This window comes from Streptomyces sp. CNH189, assembly GCF_000527195.1.
Window position 1 is genome coordinate 101229 of record NZ_AZUS01000025.1, and the last position, 15956, is coordinate 117184.

12 protein-coding genes and 1 pseudogene are annotated in these 15956 nt (G+C 72.5%); 6 read left to right on the forward strand and 7 right to left on the reverse strand.

Annotated features, from left to right (window positions below; genetic code table 11):
* Positions 1 to 81: 81 nt before the first annotated feature.
* Both B100_RS0128945 and B100_RS0128950 read right to left on the reverse strand, forming a co-directional pair.
* Positions 82 to 2844 carry a LuxR C-terminal-related transcriptional regulator gene (locus B100_RS0128945; protein WP_024887889.1) on the reverse strand — a complete coding sequence of 921 codons (2763 nt, stop codon included), beginning with the start codon at positions 2842 to 2844 and terminating at the stop codon, positions 82 to 84.
* Between the two features lie 117 nt (positions 2845 to 2961).
* On the reverse strand, positions 2962 to 3615 hold the full coding sequence (locus tag B100_RS0128950; RefSeq protein ID WP_024887890.1) for a TetR family transcriptional regulator: 654 nt from the start codon (positions 3613 to 3615) through the stop codon (positions 2962 to 2964).
* 68 nt (positions 3616 to 3683) lie between these two features.
* Here B100_RS0128950 and B100_RS0128955 point away from each other — a divergent pair, with 68 nt between their 5' ends.
* From B100_RS0128955 to B100_RS0128965, 3 genes are all read left to right on the forward strand, one after another.
* Complete coding sequence (locus tag B100_RS0128955) at positions 3684 to 4583, forward strand: SDR family NAD(P)-dependent oxidoreductase (protein ID WP_024887891.1); 900 nt, start codon at positions 3684 to 3686, stop codon at positions 4581 to 4583.
* Positions 4584 to 4822: 239 nt separating this feature from the next.
* The gene (locus B100_RS0128960; RefSeq protein ID WP_024887892.1) at positions 4823 to 6853 is read left to right on the forward strand and encodes a SpoIIE family protein phosphatase; all 2031 of its coding nucleotides are present in this window, start codon (positions 4823 to 4825) and stop codon (positions 6851 to 6853) included.
* A gap of 159 nt (positions 6854 to 7012) precedes the next feature.
* Positions 7013 to 7465, forward strand: coding sequence for a DUF1801 domain-containing protein (locus B100_RS0128965; RefSeq protein WP_024887893.1), 453 nt, complete (start codon positions 7013 to 7015; stop codon positions 7463 to 7465).
* A 230-nt stretch (positions 7466 to 7695) separates the two neighbouring features.
* Here the strand turns inward: B100_RS0128965 and B100_RS0128970 are convergent, their stop codons facing one another.
* From B100_RS0128970 to B100_RS0128990, 4 genes are all read right to left on the reverse strand, one after another.
* A complete protein-coding gene (locus B100_RS0128970; RefSeq protein WP_024887894.1) occupies positions 7696 to 9060 on the reverse strand; it encodes a hypothetical protein in 1365 nt (454 codons plus the stop codon).
* Complete coding sequence (locus B100_RS0128975) at positions 9057 to 12023, reverse strand: SNF2-related protein (RefSeq protein ID WP_024887895.1); 2967 nt, start codon at positions 12021 to 12023, stop codon at positions 9057 to 9059. The genes B100_RS0128970 and B100_RS0128975 overlap by 4 nt, the downstream gene beginning before the upstream one ends.
* Positions 12024 to 12309: 286 nt before the next feature.
* Entirely contained in the window at positions 12310 to 13137 is an 828-nt protein-coding gene (locus B100_RS0128980; RefSeq protein ID WP_024887896.1) for an alpha/beta fold hydrolase, read from the reverse strand.
* A 462-nt stretch (positions 13138 to 13599) separates the two neighbouring features.
* Positions 13600 to 14067 carry a nuclear transport factor 2 family protein gene (locus B100_RS0128990; protein WP_024887897.1) on the reverse strand — a complete coding sequence of 156 codons (468 nt, stop codon included), beginning with the start codon at positions 14065 to 14067 and terminating at the stop codon, positions 13600 to 13602.
* A 171-nt stretch (positions 14068 to 14238) separates the two neighbouring features.
* Here B100_RS0128990 and B100_RS0128995 point away from each other — a divergent pair, with 171 nt between their 5' ends.
* The 3 genes from B100_RS0128995 (at position 14239) to B100_RS0129005 (ending at position 15577) form a co-directional block, all read left to right on the forward strand.
* Positions 14239 to 14493, forward strand: a complete 255-nt coding sequence (locus tag B100_RS0128995) for a hexameric tyrosine-coordinated heme protein (protein ID WP_051490091.1) — start codon at positions 14239 to 14241, stop codon at positions 14491 to 14493.
* A gap of 128 nt (positions 14494 to 14621) precedes the next feature.
* Positions 14622 to 15002, forward strand: a complete 381-nt coding sequence (locus B100_RS0129000; protein WP_051490092.1) for a DUF488 family protein, N3 subclade — start codon at positions 14622 to 14624, stop codon at positions 15000 to 15002.
* Between the two features lie 191 nt (positions 15003 to 15193).
* Complete coding sequence (locus B100_RS0129005) at positions 15194 to 15577, forward strand: hypothetical protein (RefSeq protein WP_158686756.1); 384 nt, start codon at positions 15194 to 15196, stop codon at positions 15575 to 15577.
* Between the two features lie 58 nt (positions 15578 to 15635).
* Here the strand turns inward: B100_RS0129005 and B100_RS0129010 are convergent.
* Positions 15636 to 15947 (reverse strand): annotated as a pseudogene (locus tag B100_RS0129010) (hypothetical protein); the annotation flags it as partial.
* Between the last annotated feature and the right edge of the window lie 9 nt (positions 15948 to 15956).

A 15956-nucleotide genomic window follows, 5' to 3' on the forward strand; every position in this document is an offset into this window, starting at 1 on the left:
GGCTCGGCGCTGGCACGGGCGGACGGTGTGCCGCGTACGGGAGCGGGTTCCTGCCTGAGTGTGAAGGCGGTCGGGCGGTGGTCACCAGGGTGGGCTGGTGATCAGGTGGCGGGTGCGGGTGGCCTGGTAGGGGCAGCCGGCTCGGGTGAAGGTGTCGGCGATGGCTGTCAGGCGGTCCGGGTCCCCGTCGAGCAGGGCCTCGGCGCGGTCGAGTTGGGCGGTGGCGACGGGGTTGCCGGTGACGACGGCGCGGGCGGTGGTGATGCGAGTGCGGGCGTCGGGGTGGCCGGTGAGGGCGGCGGCTTCGGCGCGCAGGGCGAGGTACCAGTGGAGCCAGATCCAGCACACCCATTTCCATATTTCGTGCGGTTCGGGGGCGGTGCGTTCGAGAGCTGCCTCGGTGTCGCCGTGGTGCAGCAGGACGAGGGTGTCGAAGACGGCGCCGTAGCCCAGGCGGTGCTGGACGGGGGTGTCGGCACGTTCGGCGAGGGTGAGCCAGTCGTTGCGGGCATCGGTGTCGCCGCGTAGGCCGTGGATCAGGGCGACGGACGCGGCGGCGGCGCCGAGGGAGAGGGAGCGGGGGCGTCCACCGTGTTCCCAGGCGTCGCGGAAGCGTTCGCTGGTGGTGAGGACGTCTTCTGTGTGGCCGGCGAGGGCGCTGGTGGTCAGGAGCCAGGAGGTGGCCTGGTGGCCGGCCTCGGCGAGGAGCGGGTGGCCGGCCAGCCGTTCGCTCCACTGCCGGGCGTGGAGGAGGTCGCCCGTGCCGAGGGCGGTGCCGGCGGCCATGGCGAGGGCGTCGGTGTGTTCGTGGACGGCGCCGGGGGTGTGGGGGGCGGTGGTGAGGACGTCGATGCGGCGGCGGGCCGCGGTGGCCGCGGCGAAGGTGTTGCCGGCCCAGCTGTGGGCGCCGGAGAGAGCGTCGAGGGCGGCGGACTCGGTGACGGCGTCGCCGGTGAGACGGGCGAGGCGGACGGCCCGCTCGGCGCTGGTGACCGTGTCGTCGACGGTGTTGGCGGTGTCCGCCTGGAGGGCGCCGAACGCGTCGTGGCTGACGGCGGCTTCGGCGAGGGCCACGGCCGCCCGGGCCGCGGGGGCGTGGGCGTGGGCGTGGGCGGCGAGGGTGCGGGCCTGGTCGAGCAGGGCGTGGGTTTCGGTGACGGGCGGGATGCGGGTGAAGGAGGTGGAGAAGCGGTAGGCGGCTGTCGCGGCTGTGGCGAGGTCGCGGGCGGCGGCGGTGTGGTCGCCTGCTGCGTGGGCCGCTTGGGCCGCGGCGCGGTGGAGGCGGTAGATGTCGTCGCCGAGCCGGCGGCATCCGGCTACTGCGGCGGCCTGGCGCAGTGCCTCGGCGCCGGCGGTGGCGGTGGCGGTGGCGTCGGTGAGCCGCGCGGCTTGTTCGTAGCGTTGTTGGGCCTCGCCGAGGAGGTTCCGGGTGAAGGCGAGGCCGGCGAAAATCAGGGCGAGGCGGTGGGCGTCCTCGCGGTGTTGTGGCTTGCCGGCGGCCCAGGTCAGGGCCGCTCGGGCGTCGTCGGCGAGGGTGTCGAAGCGGGCGCGCCAGTCGTCTTGGTCGCCGTCGGCGGCCAGGGCGGTGGTGGCGGTCAGGCACCAGGTCAGGTGGCGGGCGTGGACGGTGTCGGTCTCGGCGGCGGTGGTGAGTTGTTCGGTGCCGTACTGGCGGATGGTTTCCAGGGCGTGGTAGCGGGTGCCGGCGGGTGTGGGGGTGGCGGTGAGGAGGCTCTGTTCGGCCAGGCGGGCCAATGCGTCGGGGATGGTGGCGGGGGTGAGGGGGGCGAAGGCGGCCGTGTGGGTGGCGGCGTCGGCAGTGAAGGGGGCGACGAAGACGGAGACGCGGCGCAGGAGGATGCGGTCGTGCGGTTCGAGAAGGTCGTGGCTCCAGTCGAGTACGGCGCGCACCGAGCGGTGGCGGTCGTCGGCGCGGGCTCCGCCGGTGAGGATGCGCAGTTGGTCGTTGAGGCCGGTGGTGAGGCCGTCGAGGCCGAGGGTGGGCCAGCGGGCGGCGGCGAGTTCGATGGCGAGGGCCATGCCGCCGAGGCCTTGGCAGAGGGCGGTGACGCCTTCGCTGACGGCGGGGCCGGGGGGCCAGCCGACTGCTGCGGCTCGGTCCATGAAGAGGGCGACTGCGTCGGATTCGTCGCCGTCCTCGCAGGACAGGGGCGGCACGGGGAAGACGCGTTCGAAGGGGACCATGAGGCGGGCGCGGCTGGTGGCCAGGACCTTCAGGTGGGGGCAGGCCGCGAGGAGTCGTTCGACGAAGGGTGCGACGCCGTCGCGGAGGTGTTCGCAGTTGTCGAGCACGAGCAGGGCCCGGTGGTCGGAGAGGGTGGTGAGGACGGCGTCGTCGACGGCGTGGCCGGGCTGTTCACCTGTTCCGAGGGCTGCGGCGACGGCGGCGCTCACACGGTGGGGGTCGGTGACGGGGACGAGGTCGACGAACCATACGCCGTCGGGGAATTCGCGGGTCATGTCTTCGGCGGTGGTGAGGGCGAGGCGGGTCTTGCCGACTCCGCCGGGGCCGAGGGCGGTGACGTGGCGGTGTGTGCGCAGGGTCCCGGCGAGTTCGGTGCGTTCGCGTCCGCGGCCGACGAAGGCGGTCAGCGGGGCGGGCAGGGTGGCCGCTGCGGGCGGATGGGGACGGGCGTGTGCGGTGGCGTGGCGGGAGAGGGCGCGGCGGTCGGGGAGCTGGAGCTTGCGCAGGAGGGAGGAGACATGGGATTCGACGGTGCGGACGGAGATGAAGAGGCGTGCGGCGATCTCCGCGTTGCTCAGGTGTTCCCCGAGCAGGGTGAGTACGTCTGATTCCCGGGTTGAGATCCTCGCCGTTGTCACTCGGTAATTATGGGTGTGGGCGCGGGTGTGGGGCGGGGTGGCCCGTGGGCGGGTCGGTCCGGCCTGTGCGGGGACCGAGTGGTTCTTGAGCCTGTCCCAACGGGTCTTGAGCGGGGGTCAGGCTTTCGTTCCGGTGAGGAACGCGGTGAGTATGCGGCGCAGGCGGGGTTCCACCTCGACGACGGCGTGTCCGAGCCGGGGGTCGGTGGTGTAGAGCTCGCGCAGGCGGGGGCCCGGGCTGGCCATCTGCCACAGGGCGCCGGCCATGCCGGTGGCGGTGGAGACCATGTCGAGGACGTGTTGTTCGTCGAGTCCGAGGAGGCGGTTCAACTCGGCGCCGATGAGGGCGACTTCGTGGAGGGTGACGAGTTTGAAGTCGCGTACGGCCTCGAGTGAGACGTTGCGTTCGAGGTTGAGGGGGGCCTGGGCGAGGAGGTCACAGAAGACGGGGCGTGCGGCGAGGGTGGTGGCGAAGGCGTCCGCGACGGCAGCGGGGTCGGCTTTCTGAGTGGTTCGCAGGTGGGTGCGGAGGGTGGCGGACCATTCGCGCCAGCCCTCGGCGGTGAGCTGCAGGAAGATCTGTTCCCTGGTTTCGAAGTAGCGCAGCAGGGCCGATTTGTGCATGCCCACTTCGGTGGCGATGTCGGTGAGGGTGACGTCGCGGATGCCGCGTGCGCGGCCGAGGGTGCGGGCCGCCTCCAGGATCGCTGTCTCGCGTGCCTGTTTGGCTTCCGGGCTGCGGGCCCGCTGGAAGGAGGCTGGCTGCGTCATGGGGCCATCATAGAAACACGTAGCGCAACGCTGTTGCTTTATTTGGAGAACGGTGTTTCGCTAAATGTATGAGGGAAAGTGCAGACAACACGCGCGACGCGCAGCAGCGGGTCTGGTTCGTCACCGGCTCCTCCCGCGGGCTCGGGCGCGCCCTGATCACCGCCGTTCTCGACGCGGGTGACCTCGTCGTCGCCACCGCCCGCCGCCCCGAGGCGCTCGCCGCGGAGCTGGAGGCGTACGGGGAGCGGGTTCTCGCCCTGCCGCTGGACGTCACCAGCGCGGACGCGGCCCGCGCGGCCGTCGACGCCGCGGTCGGCCGCTTCGGACGCCTCGACGTCGTGGTGAACAACGCCGGCTACGCGAACGTGGCGCCGGCCGAGACCGCGGACGACGTGGACTTCCGCGCCCAGTTCGAGACGAACTTCTGGGGCGTGTACCACGTGACCAGGGCGGCGCTGCCGGTGCTGCGCCGTCAGGGGTCGGGGACCGTGGTGCAGGTGTCCTCCGTGGGCGGGCGGGTCGGCGGATCGCCGGGGATCGCCTCGTACCAGTCGGCGAAATTCGCCGTCGACGGGTTCACCCGGTCGGTGGCGGCGGAGACCGCGCCGTTCGGGGTGCGGTTCATGGTCGTCGAGCCGAGCGGTTTCGCCACCGACTGGGCCGGCTCCTCCATGACCGTCCACCCGGTCCCCGACGCCTACGACGCCACCGTCGGCGCCATGAACCGCCGGGTACGCCAGGGGACGGCCGGCAGTGCGGGCGACCCGGAGCGTGCCGCGGAGATCATCGTGCGAACCGTACGGCGCGGCGAGGTTCCTGGCCATCTGCTGCTCGGAGTGAACGCGGTGACCCTGGCGCTCGACTACTCCCGCCGCCAGCTGGACGAGGCGGGCGCGTGGGAGGCGGTGAGCCGTTCGGCGGACTTCGCCGAGCCCTACCCGGTCGAACTGCCGCCACTGACCTCCTGACGGAGCAGTGCCCCTCCCCCGCGGCGCGCAGGGCGGCGGGTAGCGGCGGACGTGGTCGGAGCCGCCTGAGCGGGCCGGGCCTGGTCTTCGTCCCGCCGCCGGAGGCGAACGGAACCGCGCCGGGGCCCGGGGCGGGGCGGCAACGCCGACCGGTGCCGCGCGTCGGGCTTCGGGCATGGGGTACTGGGGACACGTCGCCCCTCACGTTCGCTTCGGAGTACGGGCAGGTGGAGGCCCATATGAGGCTGGAGATGTTCGATCCCGCTCCGATCGGCGTGGTGTTCACGCAAGGGGCGGAGCACCGGCTCGCCTACACCAACGCCGTCTACCGGAAGACCTTCGGCGACCGCCCCCTGGGCCGGCCCCTCCGGCTTACCTTCCCCGACCTGGAGCAGTCCGGCTACTTCGACATCTTCGACCGGGTCCTGGCCACCGGCCGGGCCGAGGTGCTCACGGCCGTGCCCATCGGCCTCGACTTCCCGGACTCCACGCGGGAGGGAACCCGCTACTTCACGTTCAGTGTCTCCCGCGCGACCATGAGCGACGGGAGTCGCGGGGTGCTGGCCGTCGTCATGGAAACCACGGAACAGGTGACCGCCGCACGACGGATCCGTGTCCTGTACGAAGAGCGACGCCGCGCGCTGCTGCGGTACCGCAGCCTGGTGCGGGCCGGGTCGGAGACGGTGTGGGTGACGGGCCCGGAAGGCGGTGTCACCGAGCCCAGTCCCGGCTGGGAGAAGGTGACCGGGCAGAGCTGGGAGGAGTTCAAGGGCGACGGATGGATCGCCGCGGTCCACCCCGACGACCGGGCCGCCGTCACCGAGCGGTGGGGCCGGGCTCTGCGTGAGGTGCAGCCGCACTTCACCCACACCTACCGGCTGCGGCTGGCCGCGGGCGGGTACCGGCACTTCGCCGTCGACGCCGCACCGGTCCGCGACGGCGAGACGGTGATCGAGTGGATCGGTACCTGCCGGGACGTCGAGCAGGAGTGGCAGGACGCCCGCCGCGAGGAACTGCTGGCGCGGGCGACCGCGGTGACGGCCGACACCGCCCGGCCCGACGAGATGCTCGCGGCCCTCACCGCGGTGATCGTGCCCGATCTCGCCGACAGCTGCACCTCATACCTCCTTCCGCAGGCCCTGCACCGCAGGCCGGGGACCGCCCTGCACGCCGAACGCGTCGCCGTCGTGACCCGTGAGGGGCGGCCCGGCCCACCCCCGCACCACACCGAACGCCTGGGGCCGGACAGTCCCCTTGCCCGCGCCGCCGACCGGCGCCGGCCGGTCCACGCCGTCTTCCCGCCCGGTTCACCGCCGCCGGATCTCGTCCCGCCCGACGTCGCGCCCTGGCTGGCGCCCGACGCCAACAGCGTCGTCCTGCTCCCGGTTGTCGTCGACGGGACCACCGCCGCTCTGGTCGTCGCCTCCGTCGACGGCGACCGTCCGCCCCTCGGGCAGCCGGAGATCAGTCTGCTGCAGGCGCTCCTGGAACGGGCCCACACCCCCTTGGGCCATGCCCTGGAGTACCAGCGCACCCGGCAGGTGGCGTACGCCCTCCAGCACAGCCTGCTCACCGAACCGCCGCACGTTCCCGGCCTCGGCATCGCCGTCCGCTACCGGCCCAGCGCTTCGGCCGCCGAGGTGGGCGGCGACTGGTACGACTCCTTCGTGCTGCGTGACGGCGCCACCATCCTCACCGTCGGCGATGTCGCCGGCCACGACCTGCCCGCCGCCGTCACGATGAGCCAGCTGCGCAACATGCTGCGCGGGCTGGCCCTCGACCGTGAGGAGCCCACCGGTGAGATCCTGCGGCGTCTGGACACCTCCCTGCAGACTCTGTACCTGGAGTGCACCGCCACCTGCGTCCTGGCCCGCGTCGAACACCGGGCGCCCGGTCGCTTCGAGCTGCACTACTCGGTGGCGGGGCACCCCCCGCCACTGCTCGTCGAGGCGGACGGCACCGCGCGTTTCCTGCACGAGGGCCGCTCGCCGATGCTCGGTCTCATCACCGACCCCCGCTACGGCACCGCCGTGCAGCCCCTGCTCCCCGGTTCCACCCTGTTGCTGTACACCGACGGGCTGGTGGAGCGCCGGGGCGAAGACCTCACCGACGGGCTGGACCGGCTGCGCCGTCACGCCTCAGCCGCTGCCCGACGCCCGCTCGAATCCTTCTGTGACGACCTGCTCGGCGGGCTGCTGACCGCCGACAACGACGACGACACGGCGCTGGTGGCCCTGCGGCCGTCCGTCTCTCACCCGTCCGGCGCGTAGCGCACGCTGCGCGTGTCCTGGCCGGCATCATGCTGCTCGCGCCCGGGCGGAGGCCGTTTTCCGTGGTGGGTTCCGTGGTCGGCACGGAGGCCGTCGGGGGTGGTGCGGGGCAGGCTTGGGCCGACAACAAGCCGCGTACACACCGCACCGGGAGAGATCATGGCCGGCACGAGAAGCAGCACCTACGAGGGGTTCACCGCCAAGGAGCGGGCGGCGATGAAGGAGCACGCCCAGGAGCAGAAGGCGGCGGCGCGGCGCGGTTCGCGGGCGGACAAGGCGGCGCTGGCGGCGCAGGACGTGCTCGCCAAGATCGACGAGATGCAGGGGCAGGACAAGGTGATGGCCCGGCGGGTGCACGAGGTGGTCACCGCGGCCGCGCCGGAGCTGGCGCCGAAGCTGTGGTACGGCATGCCCGCCTACGCCCTCGACGGCAAGGTGCTGTGCTTCTTCCAGAGCGCGGCGAAGTTCAAGGCCCGGTACGCGACGCTGGGGTTCAGCGACCACGCTAAGCTGGACGACGGGGCCATGTGGGCGGCCGGGTTCGCCCTCACCGAGGTGACACCCGAGGTGTCGGAACAGATCGGCGCGCTGGTTAAGCGGGCGGTCGGCTGACCCTGTCCCCCGGGTGCCCCGGAACGTGGCCCCCGGGCCTCGGGCGCTGCCCGGCGGTAAGTCGGGCAGGACGTGTCCCAGTAGCGAGCCGGCGCGGGCGAGTTCGGCAGTGACCGCCCAGGGCGCCGCGGGTGGGCCGGCCACCAGGGCGCGGCCCGCCGGCCCCGGACTGGTGAAACCACACGGGCCGCACCCGGCATGCCCAAGGGCGGCACCGCGTCCGGCCGGGATCAGCCGCCTGCCGAGCCGCCGCCAGGAGCCTCTTCGTCCGCCGGAGCCAGCAGTTCGGCCAGTGCCTCGGCCGGATCGGCGCACGAGGGGCCGGCGGGCCACCACATGGTGTCGCGCAGGCGGTAGGAGTACCAGCGGCCGTCGCGGCCCAGGCGCAGCTGCAGTCCGCGGCCGGTCAGGGTCCAGTGGTTGCCGTCGATGTCCATACGGGGCAGCACCTCCTCCCAGCCGACGGCCAGCGCGGTGCGGGCCCGGGCGGTCTGCTGCTCGGTGGGCTCCCAGGACCGCTCCAGCACCTCCAGGGCCGCCCGGCCCCCGGTACGCCACGCGGCCACCGCGCGGTCCAGTTCGCCTGCGGGGCGGCCGCAGCCGGCGCGCAGGCGCTCCACGGCTCGCGGGGCGGGGTGGGTGGCCGCCAGGCGCACCGTGTCCTGCCATTCGTCGAGCGGTTCCGGCGGTGCGTCGGCGAACCCGTGCAGGTGGGCGAGGAGTTCACGGGCGTACACACCCGCGTCGGCGGCGAGCCGGTCCAGCGGATCGGCCTCGATGCCGGTGAGCGGCTCACCGAGCGCGGCGGGCGGTTCGGGCAGCGGAGGCAGGGCGGGCAGCGCGGTGCGGGGGCGGGCGTAGGCGGCCTGCTGGTGGGGGTGGGTGTCGGCGTCGTACGCCCCGCCCTGCCCGTCCGGCGCGATGCCGTCCGTGGCCGGTGTGAGGGCGTCGGGTCCCCCGCCGTCGCCGTCGGCATCCTCGTCGTCGTCGGTGGCGGCGTCGGCGGTCAGGGCGCGTAGCAGCAGAGTCGATGTGAGGTCTTCCACCGCCTGTTCGGCGCTGCGGCCCCGGATCAGCAGCAGCAGCCAGGGGTCGTCGTCGAGGAGCCAGGACAGCTGGTAGGCCAGGGCGATGGCGTGCGGGCAGGGGTGGTCGAGGGTGTCGCAGTCGCAGTCGGCGTCCAGGTCGCCGTAGCCGGGCAGCATCCGCGCCCGGGCGTCCTCGACGGCCTCCAGCAGGTCCTCGGGCAGCTCGCCCGCGAGCAGCGCCTCGGTGGCGGCCTGCCGGTCGGCAACCCTTTCCCACAGGCTGTCCCAGGCGTCGTCGTCGAGGACGGTCAGGGTCAGCCGCGTGGTGCAGGTCCGCTCGCCCTCCTCCGTCCGGGCGGCGACGCGGCCGGGACTGACGGTGAGCGGGCCGGTGCGGCCGCTGCGGGCGACAGACCGGCCCTGTCTGAGGGGCTGTTGTTCGGGCCAGACGTCCTCGACGGCCGCCGTCCACTGCCGGGCCCAGAAGGACTGGCCGCTCGCGCGCCCGCCGCGGCGTGCCGGGAAGGCGGGAAAGCCGCGGGCGGCGGCGTGGTGTGCCCGGCTCATGTCGTGCTCCTCAGTTCCACCAGGTTGGCCAGCTCCTCGTTGGTCAGTTCGGTCAGGGCCTGTTCGCCGGTGCCGAGGACGGCGTCGGCGAGTTCCTTCTTCGCCTCCAGCAGGGCGGCGATGCGGTCCTCGACGGTGCCCTCGGCGATCAGCCGGTGCACCTGCACCGGCCGCATCTGGCCGATGCGGTGGGCGCGGTCGGTGGCCTGTGCCTCCACCGCCGGGTTCCACCAGCGGTCGTAGTGCACGACGTGGTCGGCGCGGGTGAGGTTCAGTCCGGTGCCGGCCGCCTTCAGCGACAGCAGGAAGACGGGGAACTCCCCGTCCTGGAACCGGCGCACCAGTTCCTCCCGCTTGGCGACCGGGGTGCCGCCGTGCAGCAGCCCGGCCGGCATGCCGCGGTCGCGCAGGTGCCGCTCGAGGAGGCGGGCCATGGTCACGTACTGGGTGAACACCAGTGCCGCGCCGCCGCCGGCGGTAATGGCGGCAAGGAGTTCGTCGAGCAGTTCCAGTTTGCCCGAACGGCCCGCCAACGCCGCGTCGTTGCCTTCCTTGAGGAACTGCGCGGGGTGGTTGCAGATCTGCTTCAGGCCGGTGAGGAGTTTCAGCACCAGGCCGCTGCGGGCGATGCCGCTGCCGGCTGCCGCCTTGATCTCGGCCATCACCGACTCCACCTGCCCCCGGTAGAGGGCCTCCTGCTCGGCGGTGAGGGCGGCCGGCTGGTCCGTCTCGGTCTTGGGCGGCAGTTCGGGGGCGATGCCCGGGTCGGTCTTGCGGCGGCGCAGCAGGAACGGCCGCACCAACTCCGACAGCAGCCGGGCGGTCGGCTGCTGCTCCCCCGCCGCCTCCGCTGTGGTGGTGCGGGTGCGTTCGCTGTCGATGGGGGCGATCCAGCGCGTGCGGAATCGGTGGTGGGTGCCGAGCAGTCCGGGCGTGGTCCAGTCCAGCAGGGCCCACAGTTCGGAGAGGTTGTTCTCCACCGGGGTGCCGGTGAGCGCGATGCGGGCGCGGGCGCCGATCAGGCGCAGCGCGGCGGCGGTGGAGGAACGCGCGTTCTTCACGTGCTGGGCCTCGTCGGCGACGACCAGGCCCCAGGGGTGGGCGGCTAGCCGGGGGGCGTCCAGGCGCATGGTGCCGTAGGTGGTGAGGACGAAACCGTCGTCGGCGCCGGTGAGGGTGCGGGCGGGGCCGTGGAAACGGCGCACGGGGGTGCCGGGTGCGAAGCGTCCCACCTCGCGTTCCCAGTTGCCCAGCAGGGAGGCCGGGCACACCACCAGGGTGGGGCCGCGCTCCGCGGGGCGTTCCTGGCGCAGCAGGTGCAGGGCGATCAGCTGGACGGTCTTTCCCAGGCCCATGTCGTCGGCGAGGCAGCCGCCCAGGCCCAGGGAGGTCATGCGGTCCATCCAGTGCACGCCGCGCAGCTGGTAGTCGCGCAGGGTGGCGGCCAGCCGGGCGGGCTGTCCGGCCGGCCCGGGGCCGGGGTGGGGGGTGGTGAGGGCGTGGCGCAGGGCGTCGAGCCACGGTGTGGGGGCGACGCGGACCCGTTCGGCGCCGATGTCGGTGCAGCCGGTGAGAGCGACGGCGAGTGCCTCGATCGCGGTGAGCGGCGGCAGCCGGCGACGGCGGGCCTTGCGGACGATGTCGGCGCCGACCAGGATCCAGCGGTCCCGCAGCCGCACCACGGCCCCGGCGTCGGCGACCGCGGCGGCCTCGCGCTCGGTGAGCGGTTCGCCGTCGAGTTCCAGGCGCCAGCGCAGGTCGACGGTGCCGTCCCCGGTGAAGAACGACCGCAGGTCGGCGGGCGGTTCGCGGTCGGCGCCGGCCACCGCGCGGGCCGTGAGCGCCCCGGCGTGGGTCTCGGGCCAGGTGACGTCGATGCCGTGCCCGGCCAGCCGGCCCGCAGCCCCGTCCAGCAGTTCGCGCAGTTCCCCGTCGGTGAGGTCCAGGGCGTGCGGGACGGGCAGCAGCCGTTCCAGGGCCGGCCACACGCCGGCCGCGCGGCGCACGGCGGACACCATGTCGGCCTGGGCGCGGGGGCCGAGGGCGTGGTCGGCGCGGGCGAAAAGTTCGTCGGCGTCCGCGGCGAGGGTGGGGTCGGCCAGGCTGTGGGCGCGGGGCACCAGACGCGGCCGCGGCCACCCGTCCCGTTCCCGTGCGGTGAGGCCGGCGTCGGGGTGGGGGCCGGGGCCGGCGTGGGAGTCGGGACCGGGGTGGGAGTCGGGACCGGGGTCGGGGTGGGGGGTGTCGGGCGGGCCGGTGGTGAGGTCGACGCGCAGGGACATCCGCAGGCCGGAATCCAGGCCGGCGGAGATCTCCTCCGCCCAGGTACGCAGGTGCGGCACATGCTGCGGTTCGGCCGCGGCGAACGCCTCCCGCCCGGTGGCGAGGCGGGCGGCGGGGGTACGCGGCAGGGTGTCGGCGACCGCGTCGAGGAAGGCCCGTACCAGTACGGCGGGGTCGCTGCCGGGCACGGCGACCGCCTCGCCGGGCGCGGCCTGCTGCAGTGCGCGGAGGCGGGCGATGTCGGCGGCGTCGAACGGTCCGGCCCGCCAGGTGTCGTAACCGGCCGGGGAGACGCCGGGCAGCAGCCGCTCCCGGGCGGTCAGGTGCAGGGCGAGGGCGAGGACGGCTCCCCAGTAGGCGGCGGCGGGATGCGGCCGACCGCCGTCAACCCCGTTGGAGGTGGCGGCGGTCGGGGTGGTGGCGGTGCGGTGGGCGAGGAGGAGGACGGGCAGGGCGCGGGCCGGTGTCAGGCGCAGCACGGGCAGGGTCCGCACCGCGAGACCGTCACCGTGCGGGACGACCAGGTCCGCCACGCCCGGCTCGCCCCCGGGCACCTGCGGCGGCGGGGCACCGGCCGGGTCGAAGAAGGCGATCCGGCCGGTGCGGGCCGGATCTCTCGGTTCGAACACAGCCGCGCACCGCGCCAGCGGCGCCGCCTGCTGCGGTGACATCCACTCCATGCGACCCGACACTCTCCCCCGACGACTACAGCCCGCCCCAGCGGTCGCGCCGCCAGGATGCCTACCGCCGACCAACCAGCTCCGAGTCGGTCGCGGACAGACGGCACAGACGGTACGTCACATGACGGCGCGACCGCTCGCCCGACCCAGGGTGGGACGCAGTTTTCAGCTCCCGTCGTCCCCCAGCACCCGACCCCACGTGCCCTCAACTCCTAGTCGGATCGTGAATTCCGCAGATCCTGCCGTGCCCCTGTAGTGGCCGGAGCGCACGGCGAGGCAGGACGGCTCAACTCGATGCGAACTCCAGCAGGTCGGCGTTGAACGTCTCGGCGAACTTGGGCACCATGGCCAGGCCGTGGGGCGCGCCTGGGTACACCTTGTAGACCGCCTTCTCGACCAGTTGGGAGCTCTTGTCGCCGGCGGCGGCGATCGGGACGATCTGGTCGTCGTCGCCGTGGATGATCAGCGTGGGTACGTCGATCTTCTTGAGGTCCTCGGTGAGGTCCGTCTCCGAGAAGGCCTTGACGCAGTCGTAGGCACCCTTGATGCCGACGGTCATGCTCCAGAGCCAGAACTCGTCGCGCGTGCCCTGGGTGACCGTGGAGCCTTCACGGTTGGCACCGTAGAACGACGCGCTCAGGTCCTTGTAGAACTGCGAGCGGTCGGTCTCCACCCCTTTACGGATGTCGTCGAACACGTCGATCGGGGTTCCCTCGGGATTGTCGTCGGTCTTGAGCATGAGGGGCGGAATGGCGCCCACGAGCACCGCCTTGGCGACACGGTCCGTGCCGTGCCGGCCGATGTAGCGGGTCACCTCGCCGCCGCCTGTGGAGTGTCCGACCAGGATCACGTCGCGGAGGTCCAGTTTCTCTATCACGGCGGCCAGGTCGTCGGCGTAGGTGTCGAGGTTGTTGCCCTCCCAGCTCTGGCCGGAACGACCACCGCCACGCCGGTCGTGGGCAATGGCCCGGTACCCGTTGTCGGCCATCAGCTTCAGCTGGGGATCCCAGGCATCGGCGTTGAGGGGCCAGCCGTGGGAGAAGACGACGGGTTGGCCGCTCCCCCAGTCCTTGTAGAAGATGTCCGTACCGTCGTCGGCAGTTACGAAGGACATGAGTTGTTCCTTCATGCTGTTCCGGGAACTCCGCACCGCGGTGGGGTTCAGCGCCTGTTGCGGCCGCCGGCCCCTCATCCACATGCACCGCACCTGACGCGTGGTCGGCGACGGCAGGGCCAATAGCCTGGGGCGGCCTAAGGTCGCGTCTTTCCGCCAGCCTAACCCGGCTGGCGCAATGCCGGCACGTCGAACGCCCCCGGCGAACCCTGCCGGCCGGTGGCGATGCTCACCACAGCGCCCTGGCGATCTCGGCACCGGCGAAGGACAACCGATCCGACGACGACGCACAGCGAGAGATAGGCGATCGCACCGACGAATTGGCGACCGCGCCTCCGCCAGCACCAGCCCCCCGTTGGTCATCGCGCCTCGTTCCGCCCCGGTCGGCGACGAGGGACCGCCGCAGGCGGAGCCTTGGTGGTTCAACCGGACGCCGGTCGCGCCCACTTCACGGCAGCCGGATCAGAATCCGAGATCACTCAGTCCCGGATGCCCCTCCGGGCGGGGACCGAGCGGCCAGTGATACCGGCGCTCGGACTCGTTGATGGCGAGGTCGTTGATCGAGGCATGCCGCACCGCCATGAGGCCGTCCCTGTTGAATTCCCAGTTCTCGTTGCCGTACGAGCGGTACCACTGCCCTGATTCGTCATGGCATTCGTAGGCGAATCGCACCGCGATGCGGTTGCCGCCGAATGCCCACAGTTCCTTGATCAGTCGATAGTCCAGCTCCCTGCTCCACTTGCGCGTGAGGAACTCGACTATGCCTTCCCGGCCGGTGACGAATTCATCGCGGTTACGCCACCGGGAATCCTCCGCGTAGACGAGTGACACCTTGTGCGGATCACGGCTGTTCCAGCCGTTCTCCGCCATCCGCACCTTCTGGACTGCGGTCTCGTAGGTGAACGGTGGTACCGGCGGGTGGTCTGCCATGGCTGCTCCAGCGTTGTCGTGACGGCCTGCCCGGTCACCGCAGGGCTCAGGGCGCCGATCAGGCGCCGACGCTCTCATCCAACCGTAGAACCGCTTGCGGTGACCGCTCACGTGGAGTGGCGGACCGCGTGTCGCTGCGGCGCGACGGGAAACCGGCGGCAGGATTGCGCCATGCATCGAGTTCCGGACGACGGCATGATTCTCGTGCCGGGCGGGTCCCTCATCACCTCCACTCCGGAGGAAGGACGCTCCCTGGCCCTGACCATGGCCCGTCACACCATCCACCACATCCAGCCCGACCTGGACGTCCTGCAGGGCGCCAGGCCGAACTACTCCACCACCCCGGACAGCCTGACCGCCGCCGCACACGTGGTCGCCGTCGAGTTCGCGACCATCGCCGCTGCCAACGATTACTGGCGTTCCTGAGACCGCATCATCGGTCGGCGGTGTGCGCCTTCGACCGGCGAGTGTCCCGCACGGGCATCCCCGGGTAGCGTTGTCTGTCCGGACAGCTCGCCTTCGCCGGCCCTGGCGCACACCTGGGCGCGAGAGGCATGAGATGCACGGAGGTCGGTGTGTCCACACATCACGAAGTGCGAGTACGGCGAGCGTACGAGGAACCCGAGGACACGGACGGCGTGCGGGTGCTGGTCGACCGGCTGTGGCCTCGCGGATTGGCGAAGGAGAAGGCCGCGTTGGACGAGTGGTGCAAGCAGATCGCGCCTTCCAGCGACCTGCGCACGTGGTACCGGCATGATCCGGACCGGTTCGGAGAGTTCGAACGCCGCTACCGCGAAGAACTCGCCGATCCGGAACGGACGGAGGCCCTGGAGCATCTCCGCGAGATCGCGCGCAACCGGACCCTTACGCTCATCACCGCCACCAGGCATCCGGAGATCAGCGAGGCCGAAGTACTGGCACGGGTCCTCGGCTGACCCGTCGCTGCGGCCCGCACCGGGCCGCGAGGGCGCAGGTGGCCGGAGCCAGGGCTGCTCCCGCGACCGTCAGCACCATCCGTTCCACGGCGAGCCTCCAGTCGGCGGTGCCGTGTTCCATGGTGAACACCAGCGCGACGACGGCAGCCGTAGCGGGCCCCTTCCAAGAACTGCATGGCGAGGACCAGGCCGTGTCGGCACCCGCGTTCCTCCTGGCCGGAGCCAACCCCGCCGGTGATGTGCCCTGGTGGCTGTACGCCGCGTCGTTCGTCCTGGGCGCGTGGTGGCAGAGCATGGTGCTCCTCGTCTCGGGTGCCGTCATCCTCAGCGGGCCGCAGGCGACGTCTCCCAGAGCCTGTGTCGCCGCCACCACGGCGGTCCCGGCCGTCGGCGCGGCAGGGGCAGGGGCGGCGGCCGCGCCCGCTGCCGCGGCCGTACCGAGGCACGCCACCGCGAACAGAACGACGGGGCCGTCCGGCCTGGTGGCGTGCGCCAGGTCCCCGGCCCGTCGGGCGAAGGTGACGTCCATGACGAACCTTTCCCGTGCGCTGATCGCCCAGGAGGGCGTGTTGTGAGCTGGTGACCGGCGTCGTAGATCGAGCGTTCGGAGGCGAAGTTCTCTTCGTAGAAGGTTCAGCAGTGCGTGCTGCCGGCCTCGGGCCGCCGCAAGGTGCGGCAGGCGGTGCAGGTCGAAGGTGTTGCCGTGGTCCCGGAAATCGACGAGGTAGGTGAGCCCTTCGTCCTGGCGACGCGTCCGAGGTTCTCCTCGGCCGCCCGGGCCTGTGCCGCGGTCACGCCGTACTTCGCCGCGTGGGCCGCGTCGGTCGTGGAGCGGGTGTGCCGCAGCCGATGGTCGAGGTCGAAGGAGCGGTGGGTCACCTCGACGTCGTCCCGGTGCGGAAAGGCGGCCAGGGCCCTCTTGAAGCGGGCCTTGCCTATGAAGCACCACGGGCA